Origin of the sequence: Nocardioides deserti (assembly GCF_014266025.1) — a bacterium.
Taxonomy (GTDB): domain Bacteria; phylum Actinomycetota; class Actinomycetes; order Propionibacteriales; family Nocardioidaceae; genus Nocardioides; species Nocardioides deserti.
The window spans coordinates 113294-129923 of record NZ_JACMYC010000008.1 but is presented as its reverse complement, the minus strand read 5'-3'; the positions used below and the strand labels follow the sequence as shown (position 1 = coordinate 129923).

Here is a 16630-nt window from a genome sequence, read left to right as displayed (position 1 = left end):
GGCGACGGCGGCCAGCACGACCGCGGCTGCCCCATGGTGCGGCCGCGCCCGCCACCTCGCGCGACCAGCCCGAGCAGCAGCGCGACGGCTGCGGCGAGGTAGGCGTACGGGCTGAAGAAGTACGTCCACGACAACGCGACGGCCAGCACCCCGAAGCCGAGCGCCAGGGCACCGAGCGGTCGCGTGTCCGGTCCCGCGCTGCTCACGTCCGCACCGTAGCCCCGCCGGGCGAGCCCAAGGCTCTCCGGCGCCGCGGCCTCTCACGCGCCCACGCGTTCGGGCGCTTCCTGGCACGATTCGGCTGTGGGTGCTCCCGACTGGACCTCAGGCGACGACGAGCCCTACCCCGCGCCGAGGGTGGCCATCGGCGGAGTGTTGTCCGACGACCCGCTGGCCCTGCCGGAAGTCCAGGAAGCGGGCCTGGCTGGTTTCGAACCTGCGCCCGACGCGCCGCTGTGGTGCTTCCTACCCGTCATCTGGCCCTGCTCGGCGCGAGCCTGGGTCCGAGACCGCCGCATCCGTCAGACCGTCGAGTTCAACGGCAGGGACGAAGCGGCATCGCCGTGGGCAGCCGCCGACTACTTCGAGGTCGAGCAGGACCACAACCACGTCCTGGCTGAGTGCGGCCTGCCTCCTCGCCCGGCTGGTCGCCTCTGGCTGCTGCGTCCACCGGTCATCGCGTCCTCGTTGGATGCCGTGCTCGATGACCTGCTGCAACACGCGCGGACCTCTGGACTTCCAGCAGTCGCGACCGCCGAGCTCGTGGACGCCACCAAGCAGCGGCTCGACGAGATGTTCGCGAACGGCGGATAGAGCAGTCAGCGCCACCCGGCCCGACGCCAGGGCCGCGTCCCGCCTCACGGCTCAGGTGGCGAGGACGTCGTAGTCAAGGTGGAGGGGTGGCGCGTCGACCTCGTGGATGGTGACGAGGGTGTCGGGGTCGGCGGCGAGGAAGCGGTCGACCTCGAGGCGGTTCTCGACCTCCAGGCAGGCGGTCTCGCGGGCGGCGTGGGTGGCGCCGCGCTCGGTGACCTTGCCCTGGCGCCAGGCGGCCCACAGGTGCGGCACTCCGGCGGGCACGATCTTCGCCGGGCCAGGTGACGCTGGCCTCGGTGGTGGGACTCCTTGCGGGCGAGCCCGGCCTGGGGCGGCGACCCTGCGGCCGCGGACCTCGGCCCAGCGCGAGGAGCGGTCAACGATCGTTCAATTGCGCCGCTTCAGCACCCCACCGCACCCGAACCCCGACATTTCCGCGCAATTGCGCGATTCTTGCGCCCCGTCGAGCGGCTGCGAACCCCGACATTCCCGCGCAATTGCGCGGTTCTTGCGCCCGGCGCAGGGCGAGGGTCAGGGTCAGGCGCGCAGCAGGCGGGCGGCCTCGGCGGCCCAGTAGGTGAGGACGACGTCGGCGCCGGCCCGGCGGATCGACGTCAGCGACTCGAGGATGGCCGGCTCGCGGTCGATCCAGCCGTTGGCAGCGGCGGCCTCGAGCATGGCGTACTCACCGGAGACGTTGTACGCCGCGACGGGGACGTCGACGGCGTCGCGGACGCGGCGCAGGACGTCGAGGTAGGCCAGCGCGGGCTTGACCATGACCAGGTCGGCGCCCTGCTCGACGTCGAGCAGCGCCTCGCGGACGCCCTCGACGGCGTTGGCGGGGTCCTGCTGGTACGTCCGGCGGTCCCCGACGAGCGAGGAGTCGACGGCCTCGCGGAACGGGCCGAAGAAGGCGGAGGCGTACTTGGCGGAGTAGGCCAGCACGGAGACGTCGGTGTGCTCGGCAGCGTCGAGGGCGGCGCGGACGACGGCGACCTGGCCGTCCATCATCCCGCTGGGACCGACCATGTCGACACCGGCGTCGGCCTGGGCGAGCGCCATCTCGGCGTACTGCTCGAGCGTCCGGTCGTTGTCCACGCGCCCGTCGGGGGTGAGCAGGCCGCAGTGCCCGTGGTCGGTGAACTCGTCGAGGCACAGGTCGCTCATCAACGTGAGCGCGTCGCCGACCTCGGCGACCACGTCGGTGATCGCGAGGTTCAGCACGCCGGCGGGGTCGACCGCGCCGGAGCCGGTGGCGTCCTTGGCCTCCGGGATGCCGAAGAGCATGACGCCGCCGAGACCGAGCTCGGCCGCCTCGGCGACCGCGCCCAGCAGCGAGGAGCGGGAGTGCTGCACGACGCCGGGCATCGAGGAGATCGGCACCGGGGCGTCGATCCCCTCGCGCACGAAGAGCGGCAGCACGAGCTGCCGCGCCTCGAGCGAGGTCTCCGCGACCATCCGCCGCAGCGCCGGCGTGGTGCGCAGGCGCCGCGGGCGGACGACGGGACGAAGCCCCTTGGCCAGGCCCTCGGCGGCGGCCTCGGTCACCGCGAGGAGGCCTTGGTACGCCGTGCGGAGGGCTTGCGCTCGGACGGGCGGGTGACCGGCTGGCCGGCCTCCAGCATCGCCGCGCGGCGGGACGCACCGAAGTCGGCGAGCGCGTCGACGAGCACCTCGACGTCCGGCTTGGGCGCCATCACGTCGACCCGCAGGCCGTGCTCCTCCGCGGTCTTGGCGGTCTGCGGGCCGATGACCGCGATGATCGTCGAGGGGTGCGGCTTGCCGGCGATGCCGACGAGGTTGCGCACGGTCGAGGAGGAGGTGAAGACGACCGCGTCGAACTTGCCGGTCTTGATCGCGTCGCGCACCGGCGCCGGGGGCGGGGTGGCGCGGACGGTGCGGTACGCCGTGACGTCGTCGCACTCCCAGCCGAGGTCGATCAGGCCGGCGACGAGGTTCTCCGTGGCGATGTCGGCGCGGGGCAGGAAGACGCGGTTGATCGGGTCGAGCACCTCGTCGTACTCCGGCCACACCTCGAGCAGCCCGGCGGCGGACTGCTCACCGGTCGGCACCAGGTCGGCGCGCAGGCCCCAGGCGGCGATGGCCTGGGCGGTCTTGTCGCCGACCGCGGCGATCTTGAGGCCGGAGAAGGCGCGGGCGTCGAGGCCGTACTCCTCGAACTTCTCACGCACCGCCTTGACCGCGTTGACCGAGGTGAAGGCGATCCACTCGTAGCGGCCCTCGACGAGGCCGCGGACCGCCTTGTCCATCTGCAGCGGGTTGCGCGGCGGCTCGACCGAGATCGTCGGGACCTCCTCGGGCACCGCGCCGTAGCCGCGGGCCCGGGCCGACAGCACGCCGGCCTGGTCCTTGGTGCGCGGCACGAGCACGCGCCAGCCGAAGAGCGGCTTGGTCTCGAACCACGACAGCGTCTCGCGCAGGTCGACGACCTCGCCGACGACGATGATCGCGGGCGGGGCCATCCGGGCGGCGCGGGCGTCGGCGGCGATGTCGGCCAGCGTCGAGCAGACAGTCGACTGGCCGGTGGTGGTGCCGACGCGGGTCATCGCGACCGGCGTCTGCGGGCTGCGGCCGGCGGCGACGAGCGCCTTCGAGATCTCGCCGATCTGGCCGACGGCGGAGAGCAGCACGAGCGTGCGGTCGTCGGCGTACTGCGACCAGTCGACCTTCTCGCCGCACGTCACGACGGCGACCTCGCGGTGGTCCTTCGTGGTGAGCGGGATGCCGGCGTACGCCGGGACCGCGCTCACCGAGGAGACGCCCGGGACGATCTCGAAGCCGATGCACGCCTTGGCGCAGGCCTGCGCCTCCTCGGGCCCGGAGGCGTAGAGGAACGGGTCGCCGGTCATCAGGCGCGCGACGCGCAGGCCGCGCTTGGCCTGCTTGACGACGACCTTCGCGCGGGCGGCGTGGGTCAGCGGCTGCCCGTCCTCGCCGAAGCCACCGTCGACGATCTCGGGGCCGGTCGGCTCCTCGCCCTCGACCGGTTCGGCCAGGCCGAGGACGGTCCGGACGAGCGTGACGTGCTCGGGCGCCTCGGTCACAACGACGTCGGCCGTGCGGAGCAGCTCCGCGGCGCGCACGGTCAGCAGGTCCGGGTCACCCGGCCCGCTCCCGACGAACGACACCCAGCCGGGCGTAGTGGTGGCGGTGGTGGTCTTGCCTCGGGTCGTCATGCGTTGCGCACCTGTTCTGGCTCGAAGTGTGGCTGGTCCTGCTGGTCCTGCGTGTCCTGCTCGAGGTCCCCGGCGCCGTCGGCGAGCATCTCGCCGCCCAGCCGGGTGCCGACGCCGACCGCGTCGGCGGCGCTGCCGGAGGCGGACATCCGCACCGACAGCGCCCCGTCGGGCGAGAGCGCCACGGCCCTCACCCACAGCTCTTCGCCGTCCTCGCCCTCGACGACCTCGGCGAGCGCGCCGATGGGGGCGGTGCACCCGCCCTCGAGGGTGGCGAGCACGGCCCGCTCGGCGTCGACGGCCGCGCGGGTGGCGGGGTCCTCCAGCGCGACGAGCTCGGCCAGCAGCGGGTCGTCGCTGCGGCACTCGACGGCGAGGGCGCCCTGCCCGGGGGCGGGCAGCACCTGCAGCGGGTCGAGCACCTCGCTCGCCTCCTCGAGCCGTCCGATCCGGGCCAGGCCCGCGCGGGCGAGGATGACGGCGTCGTACTCGCCCGACCGGACCTTGGCGATGCGGGTGTCGACGTTGCCACGCACCCCGACCAGGTCCAAACCGAGGCCGAGCGCGGCCAGCTGCGCAACGCGGCGCGGCGAGCCCGTGCCGACCCGGGAGCCGACCGGCAGCTCGCCGAGGGTCAGCCCGTCGCGGGCGACGACGACGTCGCGGGGGTCCTCGCGGACCGGCACGGCGGCCAGCGTGATGCCGGGCGCGGGGTAGGTCGGGATGTCCTTGAGCGAGTGCACCGCGACGTCGACCTCGCCGGCGACCAGCGCGTCGCGCAGCGCGGCGACGAAGACGCCGACCCCGCCGTACTCCGCCAGCGGGATGCCGGAGGCCTGGGTGCGGTCGCCGTCGGTGCGGACCTCGACCAGCTCGACCTCGCGGCCGAGCCGCTCGCGGATCATGTCGGCGACGTGGCCGCTCTGCGTGGTCGCGAGCAGCGAGGCGCGGGTGCCGACGCGGATGGGACGGGACGACGCGGCACTCACGACAGTCCCTCCGGCCGGGTGACGGCGGTGACCGCCTCGGGGTCGAGGGCGAAGAGCTCGGCGAGGGCGGCGGCGTACGACACCGCGCCGGTCTCGTTCGCGAGCTCCTTGACCCGCACGGTCGGCTCGTGGAGCAGCTTGTCCGCGACGCGCCGCACCGCGTGGAGCACCTCGGTGCGGATGGCGGGGTCGAGGTCGGGCAGCCGGTGGTCGAGGCGGGTCATCTCGGCGTCGACCACGGAGGTCGCCATCGAGCGCAGCGCGACCACCGTCGGGGTGACGCTGGCGCTGCGGCGTGCGGCGAGGAACGCGCCGACCTCCTCGGTGACGATCCGGCGGACCTCCAGCACCTCGCGGCCGGCCTCGGACGCGTGCAGCGCCTCGGCCAGCGAGGCGAGGTCGACGAGCGTGACGCCCGGCAGGTCGGCGACGGCGGGATCGACGTCGTGGGGCAGCGCGAGGTCGACGAAGGAGATCGGCTTCTGCACCGGCCGCGAGGCCACCATGTCGGCGGTCACCAGGACGCCGGTCGCGCCGGCGCAGGTGACCACCAGGTCGGCGGCGGCGAGCTCGGTCTCCAGGTCGGCCAACAGCGCGGGGCGCGCCCCGTGCTCGCCGGCCAGCCGCTCGGCGCGCTCGGCGGAGCGGTTGACGACCACGATGTCCTCGGCGCCAAGGCGAGCCACGGTCGCGGTGGCCAGGCCGGCCATCGCACCGGCACCGACGACCACGACCCGCTTGCCGCGGACCGAGCTGCGCAGGTCGGCGGTCGGGTCGAGCTCGTCGTCCGGCGCGGTCGGGTCGCCGCCGACGCGCTCGAGCGCGGCGGTCACCAGCGACGGGGCCGCCCGGTCGATGCCGGTCTCGGCGCGCGAGCGCTTGCCGACCCGCAGCGCCTGCTGGAAGAGCACGTTGAGGGCGGGGCCGACCGTGCCGAGCTCCTGGCCCATCCGCAGCGCCTCGCGGGTCTGGCCGAGGATCTGGCCCTCGCCGACGGCCATCGAGTCCAGGCCGGCCGCCACCTGGAAGAGGTGGGAGACGGCGCCGTCGTCGTAGTGCACGTAGAGGTGCGGCAGCATCGCGCCGGTCGTCTCGCCCGCACGGTCGACCAGCAGGGTCGAGAGCTCCTCGACCGAGCCGTGGAAGCGGTCGACGTCGGCGTACAGCTCGAGGCGGTTGCAGGTGGCGATCACCGTGGCCTCGTTGACGTGCGCGCAGGTCGACGCGTCGTGCACGAGCTTGGGCACCTCGTCGCGCGTCATGGCGAGCCGCTCCAGCAGCGCGACCGGCGCGGTGTTGTGCGAGATGCCGACGACCAAGACGCTCATGCGAGCTCCCCCTGGGCCTTGCGCTGCTCGTGGTAGGCGAGGACCTGCAGCTCGACGGAGAGGTCGACCTTGCGCACGTCGACCCCGGCCGGCACCGAGAGGACACCGGCCGCGAAGTTCAGGATGCTGGTGATGCCGCACGCCACCATCCGGTCGGCGACCGCCTGCGCGGCGACCGCCGGCGTGGCGATGACGCCGATCGCGACGCCGTGCTCGGCGACGATCGACTCGAGGTCGTCGAAGGGCTGCACCTCGATCCCCGCCACCATCTCGCCGTGGCGGGTGGGATCGGCGTCGAGCAGCGCGACCGTGCGGAAGCCGCGGCTGCGGAAGCCGGAGTAGTTGGCGAGCGCGTGTCCGAGGTTGCCGATGCCGACGATGACGACCGGCCAGTCCTGGGTCACGCCGATCTCGCGCGCGATCTGGTAGCGCAGGTAGTCGACGTCGTACCCGACGCCGCGGGTGCCGTAGGACCCCAGGTAGGAGAGGTCCTTGCGCAGCTTGGCGCTGTTGACGCCGGCAGCCGCCGCGAGCGCCTCGCTCGAGCAGGTGCCCGTCCCGGCCTCGGAGAGCGTCGTCAACGCCCGGAGGTAGACGGGGAGTCGCGCGACCGTGGCCTCGGGGATGTCCCGAGCACTCTCGGTCGAAGTCCGTGCGGTCACGTGCAGCTCTTCCCAGCCATGCCGCAGCGGGGGCCGTGCCGGGCCCGGATTCGCTCAGCGGCCCTGCCACTGTAGGAGTTTGTGAACGGGAGAACAAAACGGACAACGCCGGTTCCGGCCCGCGGCCTAGCACATGTGAGAAGCCCAACACGCGGCGGGGTCCGCGCCTTCTCAGGTCCTCCTCAGGAAGCGCCGAGCGCGGCCCGCAGCCGCGCCTCGTCGACCCGCCAGAAGGTGTGCTGGCGCCCGTCGACGAGCACCACCGGGATCTCCTCGGCGTACCGCTCCCGCAGCGCCGGGTCGTCGAGGATCGACTGCTCGACCCAGTCGACGCCGAGATCGGCGCAGACCCGCTCGACCACCGTCCGGGCGTCGTCGCACAGGTGGCAGCCGGGCTTGCCGTAGAGCGTGACCCGCGGCCCGTCCGCCCCCGCTCGTCGCCACAGCCTCATCGCGCTGGCCTCATCCCGACAGCCATCTCTGCCGGCCTCACTCCAGCAGGTCCAGCGCCCGGCGCCGCTCGAGCTGGCGCAGCCGGCCCTTCTGGACCTTGCCCGTGACGGTGAGCGGCAGCTCGGGGACGACCTCCACCCGCGCGGGACGCTTGTACGCCGCCAGGCGGGTCTCGCAACGCTCGACCACGGCCGCCTCGACCGCCGCGGCCTCCGCGGCCGGCTCGGCGACGACGTACGCGACGACCGCCTCGCCGGTGACCTCGTCGGGCACGCCGATGACCGCGGCCTCGAGCACGCCCGCGGCGTCCCTGAGCACGTCCTCCACCTCGACGGGGAACACGTTGAACCCGGAGACGATGACCAGCTCCTTGACCCGGTCGACGAGCGTGAGGTCCCCGGCCTCGTCGAGGATGCCGACGTCGCCGGTGCTCCACCAGCCGTCGGCGTCGGGGCCGTCGGCGCCGTCGGGCCAGTAGCCGCTGAACAGGTTCGCGCCCCGCACCTGGATCTCCCCGGGGTCGCCCTCCGGCGCGAGCACGCGCCCGGTCGCGTCGACCAGCCGCACGTCGATGCCGGGCAGCGGGGCGCCGACCGAGCCGCGGGCTGGCGTGCCGCCTGAGCACAGCGTGCTCGTGACCACCGGTGCCGCCTCGGTCAGCCCGAAACCCTGGTGGACCGGCACCCCGGTCAGCTCGGTGAACTCCTCGACCAGCTCGGGGGCGAGCGGGGCGGAGCCCGAGAGCACCAGCCGCACCGGGCCCAGGCGCTCGGCCAGCCCGTCGACCCCGCGCCAGTGGGCGAAGACCGGCGGGGCGACCGGGACCACGCTGCACGCCTCGTCCTCGACCAGGTCGAGGGTGCCCTCGGGGTCGAACCGCTCGACGAGCACCAGCTTGGCCCGATGGCGCAGCACGCCGCCGAGCACCGCGTTGAGCCCGTAGACGTGGAAGAGCGGGAGCACGCCGAGCACGACGTCGTCGCCGTGGATCATCGGCGGCTCGACCGAGGCGACCTGGTCGATGTTGGCGAGCAGGGCCCGGTGCGTGAGCATCGCGGCGCGCGGCAGACCGGAGGTGCCGCTGGTGTAGAGGAGGACGGCGAGCTTGTCGGGGTCCCGCAGCGGCGGCACCGGCCGCGCCCGGTCGGCGCGCAAGTGGTCGTAGGACCGCTCCCCCGGCTGGAGCGTGCCGCCGACGACCACGACGCGGACGTTGGTCGCGTCGGCCACGGCCGCGCGGACCGCGCCCACCGTGTCGGGGTCGGCCACCACCATCCGCGCACCACAGTCGGTCAGCACCCGGGCCAGCTCCGCGGGCGTCGAGGAAGGGTTGAGGGGCACGGCGACGGCCTGCGCGCGCAGCACCGCGAGGTAGGTCGTCACGAACTCCAGCCGGTTGCCGACGACGAGCAGCACCCGGTTCCCCGCGACGATCCCGGCCGCCCCGAGACCGGTGGCGACCCGGCCCACCTCGTCGTCGAGCTGCGCCCACGTCGCGCTGCGGCCGCCGGCCTCGACGACCGCGAGCTTGCCGGGGTTCTCCGCCGCCGCGACGGCGACGAGGTCGGCCAGGTCGGAGGCGGCAGGCATGGCCGGATACTTCCACAACCAGGCCCCGCCCGCGGGTCTACGCTGGCCGGCGTGAGCCCGCAGGAGCGCCCCCGCATCCCGCTCGACCTGCGTCAGCGGTCCGCGCTCGCCGGCGAGGCCGCCGCCTCGGCCACCGAGGTCGAGCGGGCGCTGCACCAGCCCGCGGACGCCACCGCGGCGGCGTTCTTCGACGTCGACAACACGGTCATGCAGGGCGCGAGCATCTTCCACTTCGCCCGCGGCCTGCACCGGCGCAAGTTCTTCACCAGCCGCGAGATCCTCGGGGCGGCCTGGAAGCAGGCCTACTTCCGCGTGGTCGGTGTCGAGGACCCCGACCACGTCGCCGACGCACGCAACTCCGCCCTCAGCTTCATCGCCGGGCACACCGTCGCAGAGCTGCAGGAGCTGGGCGAGGAGATCTTCGAGGAGGCGATGGCGCACCGGATCTGGCCGGGCACCCGGGCCCTGGCCCAGCTCCACCTCGACGAGGGCCAGCGGGTCTGGCTGGTCACGGCCGCCCCGATCGAGATCGCCTCGATCATCGCCCGCCGGCTCGGGCTCACCGGCGCGATGGGCACCGTGGCCGAGCACGTCGACGGCGTCTACACCGGCCGCCTGGTCGGCGACATGCTGCACGGACCGGCCAAGGCCGAGGCCGTCAAGGCCCTCGCCGCTCGCGAGGGGCTCGACCTCACCCGCTGCTCGGGATACTCCGACTCCTACAACGACCTGCCGATGCTCGAGCTCGTCGGCGACCGCTGCGCGATCAACCCCGACGCGCGGCTGCGAGCCCACGCACGACAGCAGGGGTGGCGGATCCGCGACTACCGCACCGGTCGCAAGGCCGCCCGGGCCGGCCTCCTCCTGGGCGCGGTGACCGGCGCGGCGACCGGCACCGTCGCCGCCGGGGTCGCGCTCCGCGCCCGCCGTCGCTGAGGGCCGGTCTGGACCTCTCTTGGACGGTTTCGTTCCCACGGAGGTGTGACCGGGCCTACCATCGAGGCGGCTCGGGAGGAGCCGAAGGCCGGGAGGGGTTGTCGTCATGCCGTCGGACGGTGCTGGTGTCGCGCGCGGGCTCGAGGCCCTCCGCCGCGACGTCGCGCGCCTCCTGCTCGGCGGCACGGCCCTGCAGGTCGCCGGCGGCCCCCAGCTGCTGCTCACCGAGGCGCTGCGCACCGAGGCCATGGCCGACGACGGCGCCGCGCCCGGCCCGGGGCCCGGCGGTCCGGCGTACGACGACGGCGCGCTGGCCACCTCCTCGGAGGAGTCCGAGGCCGACCGCACCCGGCTGATCGCCCTGGTCGAGCTGGCGCGCGGCGGCGACGCCGAGGCGTTCGGGCTGCTCTACGACCACTACCAGGGCTCGGTCTACCGCTTCCTCTTCTACCGGACCCGCTCCGCGCCGCTGGCCGAGGACCTCACCTCCGAGACGTTCTTCCGTGCGCTGCGGTCGATGCAGAACTTCCGCTGGCAGGGCAAGGACTTCGGCGCCTGGCTGATGACCATCGCCCGCAACCTCGCCACCGACCACTTCAAGGCCGGCCGCACCCGCCTCGAGATGACCACCGAGGACATGGGGCAGCACGACGACGCCACCGAGGGCCCGGAAACCGCGGTGCTGGCGAGCCTGACCAACGAGATCCTGCTCCAGGCCCTCACCGAGCTGCCCGACGAGCAGCGCGACTGCCTGGTCATGCGCTTCCTGCAGGGGATGAGCATCGCCGAGACGGCCGCGGTGCTCGGCCGCAGCGACGGCGCCGTCAAGCAGCTCCAGCTGCGCGGCGTCCGCAACCTCGCCAAGCTGATGCCGGAGGGACTCCGTGGCTGACACCGGTGTCCCCTTCCCCACGCGCGCATTCCGTGACGTTCGCCGCCTCGCGAGCCGCGTAACCTCGCTCGTCGACCCGTCGTTGAGCCGGGTGTCCGCGCAGGGCCGCGCGGCCACGACCGAGACGACAGGACTGATCCGATGAGCCCCGTGTTCACGGCGCGACGACGTGCCGAGGAGTTCAACTCCCTGGTCGAGGGCACCTCGACCCGCGAGCTGCACGACACGCGGACCGTCGAGCTCGCGGAGCTCGTGGGCGCGCTGCGCTCCGCCGCGCCCGTGGAGGCGCGGCCGGCGTTCGTCGCCGACCTGCGCGAGCGGCTGATGGCCGAGGCCGCCACCGCGCTCGTCCCGTCCGCGACCGGCACCCGCGACGAGGCCGGCGACGACACCGAGCGCCGCCTGACGCTGGCGCCGCGGCGTACGACGCGGGACCGGCGGATCGCCGCCGCGGTCGGCGGCTTCGCGATCGTCGGTGCCACCACGTCGATGGCGGTCGCGGCCCAGACCTCCCTGCCCGGCGACACGCTCTACCCGCTCAAGCGCGCGATCGAGAACGCCCAGACCGGCTTCAGCGTCAGCGACAGCCAGAAGGGCTCGAACCTGCTCGACAACGCGCAGGGTCGCCTGGCGGAGGTCGAGGAGCTCAGCCAGTCCGAGGCCGCGCGCGACGCCGCGACCGCCGAGACGATCGCGGGCACGCTCGCGGAGTTCAGCGACCAGGCCAGCGCCGCGTCCGAGCTGCTCATCAGCGACTACGAGGAGAACGGCCACGCCGCGGCGATCGCGGAGCTGCGCGACTTCACCGGCTCGAGCATGGACGCGCTCGCCGGGCTCGAGAGCGTACTGCCCGACGGCGCCCGCGCGGCGCTGATCCAGGCCGCGCAGCTGCTGACCCAGATCGACGCCGAGGCCGCCGCGCTGTGCACCGTCTGCGGCGGCGAGGGCATCTCGATCATCCCGCCGTTCGCGGTCCAGGCCGTCGAGGACGTCCTCGGCGGGCTCGTCGGCGCGCTCACCACTCCCGCCAGCACCCAGGGCGCCTCCGAGGACCGTCGGGGCGACTCCGGCCGGGGCCAGGGCAAGGACCGCGGCAACCAGGGCAAGGCCGGCCCCGGCGACGGCGGACAGGCCGTCCCCACCGACACCCCGACCCTCCCGCCCGTGCTCGGCGGCGGCGAGCAGCCGCCCGCGACCACCCCCTCCAGCCAGCCCTCCACCCTCGGTGGTGTGATCGGCGGCCTCCTCGGCGGCAACGGGGGCGGCGGCAACGGGGGTAAGGGCTCCGGCAGCACGACCACGTCCACCCCGACCACGCTCCCCGAGGTCATCGAGGACGTCCTCGGTGGCGTCGGCGACCTCGTCGGCAGCCTCCTGCAGCCGCCGCCCCCGAAGGGGACCCAGGCTCCCTGAGCCGGGCCTGCCGCGCAGCGGCACCCAGGACGGCGGCGTGGCGCCGGCCCCGCAGCGGCACCCAGGACGGCGGCGTGGCGCCGGCCCCGCAGCGGCACTCGGGACGGCGGCGTGGCGCCGGCCCCGCAGCGGCACTCAGGACGGCGGCGTGGCGCCGGCCGCGCAGCGGCACGGAGCGAAGCTCCGTCGCGACACGCCCGTCCCACCAACAGAGCGAAGCTCCGTATCGACACGCCCGTCCCATTCAACGGAGCGAAGCTCCGTAGCGACACGCCCGACCCAGATAAGTCAGCGGAAGACGGACTGGCGCTGCATGAGCAGCGTGTACAGCGTCTGCTGGATCGACTCGCGCACCTGGTCGGTGACGTTGAAGACCAGCATCGGGTCGTCGGCGGCGCCCTCGTCGTACTCGTCGGTGCGGACCGGCTCGCCGAACTCCAGCAGCCACTTCGAGGGCAGCGGGACCAGGCCGAGCGGGCCGAGCCAGGGGAAGAGCGGCGTGATCGGGACGTAGGGCAGGCCGAGCAGCCGCGCCAGCGACGGCACGTTGCCGACGAGCGGGTAGATCTCCTCGGCGCCGACCACGGAGAGCGGGATGATCGGCACGCCGGTGCGCAGGGCTGCCGAGACGAAGCCGCCGCGGCCGAAGCGCTGGAGCTTGTAGCGGTCGGAGTAGGGCTTGCCGATCCCCTTGAAGCCCTCCGGCCAGACGCCGACCAGCTCGCCGCCGCGCAGCATCCGCTCGGCGTCCTCGTTGCACGCCAGCGTCGCGCCGCTCTTGCGGGCCAGCGAGCTGACCAGTGGGGTGCGGAAGACCAGGTCGGCGCCGAGCGGCCGCAGGTAGCGGCCGGTGTGGTCGTGGATCGAGACCATCGTCATCAGGCCGTCGACCGGGATGGTGCCGGAGTGGTTCGAGACCACGAGCGCGCCGCCCTCGGCGGGGATGTTCTCGACGCCGCGGACCTCGATGCGGAACCACTTCTCCGCGACCGGGCGCAGCGCGGCCAGGAAGAAGCGCTGGGTGACCTCCTCGTCGAAGCCGTACTCGTCGACGACGTAGTCACCGGTCACGCGGCGGCGGAGAAACGCGAGCAGCCGGGCCAGCTGTGGCTCCCACTGGTCGCCGAAGACCTCGCGGGCGGCGTGCTGGAAGGCGGCCAGCCAGTCCGAGAGCGGGATGCCCTGGGCGTCGCGCTCCTCGGTGGTGACGGCGGGCCGGGGCGCGGGGGCGAGGCCCGGCTCGACCGGCTGCACGGGCCGCTTCGGCTCCACCGGCTGCACCGGCGGGGCAGCCTCGGTCGCGGGCGGGTCGCACGGAGTCGCCGCCGGGCGGGGCCTGCGGCCGGCGGCCAGGTCGCGGGCGGCCGAGGACGGCTGCTTGCCGGTGCCGCGACCGGGACGGCCGCGCGTGCCGATCGGGATGATCTCGGCGTCACCCATGGTGAGCTCCCCTGGTCGTCAACGGCCGGGCCGCGCCCCGCTCGAGCTGCTCCTCGACCGCGGCCAGCACGCGGTCGGTGCGGCCTCCGGTCGGCGGCAGCGAGCGGCCGAAGTCGGCGAACGCCTTCGCGGTCGTGTACGCCGGCTCGAAGCCGAGCACGGCGCGCATCCGGTGCGTGTCGACGCCGCGGCCGTAGGTGAGGAAGGCCAGCTGCTCGGGCGAGAAGTCCGCGAGCCGGGCCCGGCGGAGCACCGAGCCGAGGCTGCCGACCGCGGGAGCGGGCAGCGCGACGGTCGGGCGGCGCAGGCGGCGTACGGCCTGGGAGAGCATGAGGACCCCGTCGCCGGCGACGTTGAACGTGCCGGGGACGTCCTCCACGGTCGCGTGGCGGAGCACGGCGAGCAGGTCGTCCTCGTGGAGGAACTGCAGGCGCGGGTCGTGGCCGACCACGGTCGGGATGACCGGCAGCCGGAAGTAGGAGGTGATCGGGCTGGTGACGTGCGGACCGATCACGTTCGCGCAGCGCAGGAGCGACACCCGGACGTCCGAGCGCCGGCGCGCGAAGCCGCGGACGTAGCCCTCGATCTCCGCGACGTCCTTGGCGTAGCCGCTGCGCGGGGCACGACGCGGCTCCATGTCCTCGGTGAACATCGCCGGGTCACGGTTGCTGGCGCCGTACACCGTCGTCGTCGACTTCACGACCAGGTGCTGGACGCTCGACGCCTTCTGGCAGGCAGCGAGCAGCTGCATCGTGCCGATGACGTTGAGCTCCTTCATCGTCCCCCGGCCGCCGGCGCTGGCGGGGGTGGCGATGACGCTCATGTGGACGACGGTGTCGACGTCCTCCTTCGCGATGACCTTGGCGATCACCGGGTTGCGGATGTCGGCCCGCACGAACGAGACGTCGCCGAGGTCCCCACGCGGGGGGACCACGTCGACGCCGATGACGCGTCCGACGGAGGGCTCAGCGGCGAGCGAGCGCGCGAAGCGCCGACCGAGGTCGCGGGAGACCCCGGTGACGAGCACGACCCGGCCGCTGGTCACCACTCCGCCGCGCGCAGGCCTACTTGCCGAGCTTGCGACGCTGGACGCGCGTCTTCTTCAGCAGCTTGCGGTGCTTCTTCTTGGCCATGCGCTTGCGCCGCTTCTTGATGACAGAACCCACGGGATACCTTTCGACAGCTGTGCGCCACCCCGGGAGTCGCCCGAGGGACCGGCACAGCCTAACGGCCGGTCCGAAGCGCACCGCAATCGGTGCCGAGGCGTGGGCCCCGCCCCGACCAGCAGTCCGTCGGCGGCGCCGGCCCGGCCCGGCCCGTGCGTCAGCCGGCGTCGTAGAAGCTCCGCCGGATGTACTCGTTCGCGTCCTCCTCGCGCACGCGGAAGGACCGTCCGACGCGCACGGCGGCGAGGTCCCCGTTGTGGACGAGGCGGTAGACGGTCATCTTCGAGACCCGCATCATCGCCGCGACCTCGGCGACGGTGAGGAACTTCGCGTCGGAGATGTCTCCGGGCGGGTTGGCAGCCATGGCACACCGTGCTTTCTCTGCGCCCGCCACCGACTTCCCCAGCGGTGATCACACGGGCGCGCTTCGGTGAGAATAGGGGCAGGTGTGACTGGTGGGGAAGGGCTGGCGGAAAAAACTTCTGCCCGACCGGCGTGTCCGCTTGCGCGGACCTACGGCATCGGGTCCAGGCCGTGGCACGGGAAGGCCGCCATCCGGGTCGCGTGGATCGCCCGGTCCAGCCACGTGTCGGGGTCGTAGCCGTCGCGCCAGTCGCGGTAGGCCGGGGTCCGGCCGTCGGTCATGAGGTACGGCGCCGTGCGGTCCAGCCGTCCGCGGACGTGCTCGCGCCAGCCGCCGGGCGTCTCCACCTTGGGGTCCAGCGGCGTGCCGGCGACGATCGCGAGCAGGTGGGTCCACGCCCGCGGCACGACCTCCACCAGCGCGTACCCACCGCCGCCGGTCGCGACCCAGCGTCCGCCGGCGACCTCGTGGGCCAGGTCGTGCAGGGCGAGGTACGCCGCCCGCTGGCCGTCGATGCTGAGCATGAGGTGGGCCAGCGGGTCCTGCGCGTGGGAGTCGCACCCGTGCTGGGTCACCAGGACCTCGGGGTCGAACTCCCGCAGCAGCGGCGGCACGACGGCGTGGAACGCGCGGAGCCAGCCGGCGTCCGACGTGCCGGGCGGCAGCGCGACGTTGACCGCCGACCCGGTGGCGTCGGGGCCACCGACGTCCTCGGCGAAGCCGGTGCCGGGGAAGAGCATCTGCCCGGTCTCGTGCAGGGAGATCGTGAGCACCCGCGGGTCGTTCCAGAAGATCCGCTCGACGCCGTCGCCGTGGTGGACGTCGACGTCGACGTACGCCACCCGCTCCGCGCCGTTGTCGAGCAGGTGCTGGATGCCGATCGCGATGTCGTTGTAGATGCAGAAACCGCTCGCCCGGTCGGGCATCGCGTGGTGCAGGCCGCCGGTGATGTTCGCGGCGTGCAGCACCTCCCCCGCCCACACCTGGCGGAACGCCTCGACGCTGGCGCCGACGACGTGCGCGGCGGCGCGGTGCATGTCGCGGAAGACCGGGTTGTCCTCGCTGCCGAGGCCGTGCAGCTCGTCGGGCTCGACGGTGCGTCCGGCCCGCTCGACGGCCTCGATCAGCCGCGGGTCGTGCACGGTCGCGATCAGGTCGTCGGAGGCCATCGGCGCAGCGGAGACCCGCAGGCCGCTGAGCGCGTCCGGCCCGACCACGCCGAGCTCGGTCGCCAGCCGCATCGTCAGGTCGACCCGCAACGGGGACATGGGGTGGTGGGGACCGAAGTCGTACTCCGCCAGCGTCTGGTCGAAGACGACGGTCGAGGGTCCCCCGCATGTCGACATGGGCGCGACGCTACTCGGCCGTGGCATGCTCGCCTCGT

General features: G+C 73.8%; 17 protein-coding genes. 4 read left to right on the top strand and 13 right to left on the bottom strand.

Features of this window, described 5'->3' with window-relative positions; all coding sequences use genetic code 11:
- The first annotated feature begins 303 nt into the window (after positions 1-303).
- Positions 304-813: a DUF5956 family protein gene (locus H7344_RS14630; RefSeq protein WP_186346737.1), complete on the top strand. Its 510-nt coding sequence runs from the start codon at positions 304-306 to the stop codon at positions 811-813.
- Positions 814-864: 51 nt separating this feature from the next.
- Here the strand turns inward: H7344_RS14630 and H7344_RS14625 are convergent, their stop codons facing one another.
- The 8 genes from H7344_RS14625 to H7344_RS14590 all read right to left on the bottom strand — a co-directional run bounded on the left by H7344_RS14625 (position 865) and on the right by H7344_RS14590 (position 9035).
- Positions 865-1080, bottom strand: a complete 216-nt coding sequence (locus H7344_RS14625) for a hypothetical protein (protein ID WP_186346736.1) — start codon at positions 1078-1080, stop codon at positions 865-867.
- Between the two features lie 273 nt (positions 1081-1353).
- Complete coding sequence (gene hemB / locus H7344_RS14620) at positions 1354-2364, bottom strand: porphobilinogen synthase (RefSeq protein ID WP_268238556.1); 1011 nt, start codon at positions 2362-2364, stop codon at positions 1354-1356.
- Positions 2361-4013 (bottom strand): bifunctional uroporphyrinogen-III C-methyltransferase/uroporphyrinogen-III synthase, encoded by a 1653-nt coding sequence (locus H7344_RS14615; protein ID WP_186346735.1) that lies wholly within the window; start codon positions 4011-4013, stop codon positions 2361-2363. Before H7344_RS14615 ends, hemB begins: the two co-directional genes overlap by 4 nt.
- On the bottom strand, positions 4010-5002 hold the full coding sequence (gene hemC, locus H7344_RS14610) for a hydroxymethylbilane synthase (protein WP_229707176.1): 993 nt from the start codon (positions 5000-5002) through the stop codon (positions 4010-4012). Before hemC ends, H7344_RS14615 begins: the two co-directional genes overlap by 4 nt.
- Positions 4999-6330, bottom strand: coding sequence for a glutamyl-tRNA reductase (locus tag H7344_RS14605; RefSeq protein ID WP_186346734.1), 1332 nt, complete (start codon positions 6328-6330; stop codon positions 4999-5001). Before H7344_RS14605 ends, hemC begins: the two co-directional genes overlap by 4 nt.
- Positions 6327-6992 (bottom strand): redox-sensing transcriptional repressor Rex, encoded by a 666-nt coding sequence (locus tag H7344_RS14600; protein ID WP_186346733.1) that lies wholly within the window; start codon positions 6990-6992, stop codon positions 6327-6329. The genes H7344_RS14605 and H7344_RS14600 overlap by 4 nt, the downstream gene beginning before the upstream one ends.
- 182 nt (positions 6993-7174) lie before the next feature.
- Positions 7175-7444: a glutaredoxin family protein gene (locus H7344_RS14595; RefSeq protein WP_166192921.1), complete on the bottom strand. Its 270-nt coding sequence runs from the start codon at positions 7442-7444 to the stop codon at positions 7175-7177.
- A gap of 37 nt (positions 7445-7481) precedes the next feature.
- Positions 7482-9035: a class I adenylate-forming enzyme family protein gene (locus H7344_RS14590; RefSeq protein ID WP_186346732.1), complete on the bottom strand. Its 1554-nt coding sequence runs from the start codon at positions 9033-9035 to the stop codon at positions 7482-7484.
- A 51-nt stretch (positions 9036-9086) separates the two neighbouring features.
- Here H7344_RS14590 and H7344_RS14585 point away from each other — a divergent pair, with 51 nt between their 5' ends.
- From H7344_RS14585 to H7344_RS14575, 3 genes are all read left to right on the top strand, one after another.
- Entirely contained in the window at positions 9087-9971 is an 885-nt protein-coding gene (locus tag H7344_RS14585) for an HAD family hydrolase (RefSeq protein ID WP_186346731.1), read from the top strand.
- A 106-nt stretch (positions 9972-10077) separates the two neighbouring features.
- A complete protein-coding gene (locus H7344_RS14580) occupies positions 10078-10863 on the top strand; it encodes a sigma-70 family RNA polymerase sigma factor (protein ID WP_186346730.1) in 786 nt (261 codons plus the stop codon).
- A 141-nt stretch (positions 10864-11004) separates the two neighbouring features.
- On the top strand, positions 11005-12276 hold the full coding sequence (locus H7344_RS14575) for a DUF5667 domain-containing protein (protein WP_186346729.1): 1272 nt from the start codon (positions 11005-11007) through the stop codon (positions 12274-12276).
- A gap of 288 nt (positions 12277-12564) precedes the next feature.
- Here H7344_RS14575 and H7344_RS14570 read toward each other — a convergent pair whose 3' ends face one another.
- The 5 genes from H7344_RS14570 to H7344_RS14550 form a co-directional block, all read right to left on the bottom strand.
- Positions 12565-13716: a lysophospholipid acyltransferase family protein gene (locus H7344_RS14570; RefSeq protein ID WP_186346728.1), complete on the bottom strand. Its 1152-nt coding sequence runs from the start codon at positions 13714-13716 to the stop codon at positions 12565-12567.
- Positions 13709-14764 (bottom strand): NAD-dependent epimerase/dehydratase family protein, encoded by a 1056-nt coding sequence (locus H7344_RS14565; protein ID WP_186346727.1) that lies wholly within the window; start codon positions 14762-14764, stop codon positions 13709-13711. Before H7344_RS14565 ends, H7344_RS14570 begins: the two co-directional genes overlap by 8 nt.
- Positions 14765-14780: 16 nt before the next feature.
- Complete coding sequence (locus tag H7344_RS20770) at positions 14781-14882, bottom strand: 30S ribosomal protein bS22 (protein WP_008356322.1); 102 nt, start codon at positions 14880-14882, stop codon at positions 14781-14783.
- Positions 14883-15039: 157 nt separating this feature from the next.
- Complete coding sequence (locus H7344_RS14555; protein WP_154612902.1) at positions 15040-15246, bottom strand: helix-turn-helix domain-containing protein; 207 nt, start codon at positions 15244-15246, stop codon at positions 15040-15042.
- Between the two features lie 149 nt (positions 15247-15395).
- Entirely contained in the window at positions 15396-16592 is a 1197-nt protein-coding gene (locus tag H7344_RS14550) for an acetoin utilization protein AcuC (RefSeq protein WP_186346726.1), read from the bottom strand.
- Positions 16593-16630: the final 38 nt, after the last annotated feature.

Bases quoted from the DNA above. Each gene is read 5' to 3' on its own strand.
- H7344_RS14615 (WP_186346735.1), bottom strand. From the start codon at position 4,013: ATGACGACCCGAGGCAAGACCACCACCGCCACCACTACGCCCGGCTGG.
- H7344_RS14570 (WP_186346728.1), bottom strand. From the start codon at position 13,716: ATGGGTGACGCCGAGATCATCCCGATCGGCACGCGCGGCCGTCCCGGT.
- H7344_RS14555 (WP_154612902.1), bottom strand. From the start codon at position 15,246: ATGGCTGCCAACCCGCCCGGAGACATCTCCGACGCGAAGTTCCTCACC.
- H7344_RS14595 (WP_166192921.1), bottom strand. From the start codon at position 7,444: ATGAGGCTGTGGCGACGAGCGGGGGCGGACGGGCCGCGGGTCACGCTC.
- H7344_RS14605 (WP_186346734.1), bottom strand. From the start codon at position 6,330: ATGAGCGTCTTGGTCGTCGGCATCTCGCACAACACCGCGCCGGTCGCG.
- H7344_RS14580 (WP_186346730.1), top strand. From the start codon at position 10,078: ATGCCGTCGGACGGTGCTGGTGTCGCGCGCGGGCTCGAGGCCCTCCGC.
- H7344_RS14590 (WP_186346732.1), bottom strand. From the start codon at position 9,035: ATGCCTGCCGCCTCCGACCTGGCCGACCTCGTCGCCGTCGCGGCGGCG.
- H7344_RS14550 (WP_186346726.1), bottom strand. From the start codon at position 16,592: ATGTCGACATGCGGGGGACCCTCGACCGTCGTCTTCGACCAGACGCTG.
- H7344_RS14575 (WP_186346729.1), top strand. From the start codon at position 11,005: ATGAGCCCCGTGTTCACGGCGCGACGACGTGCCGAGGAGTTCAACTCC.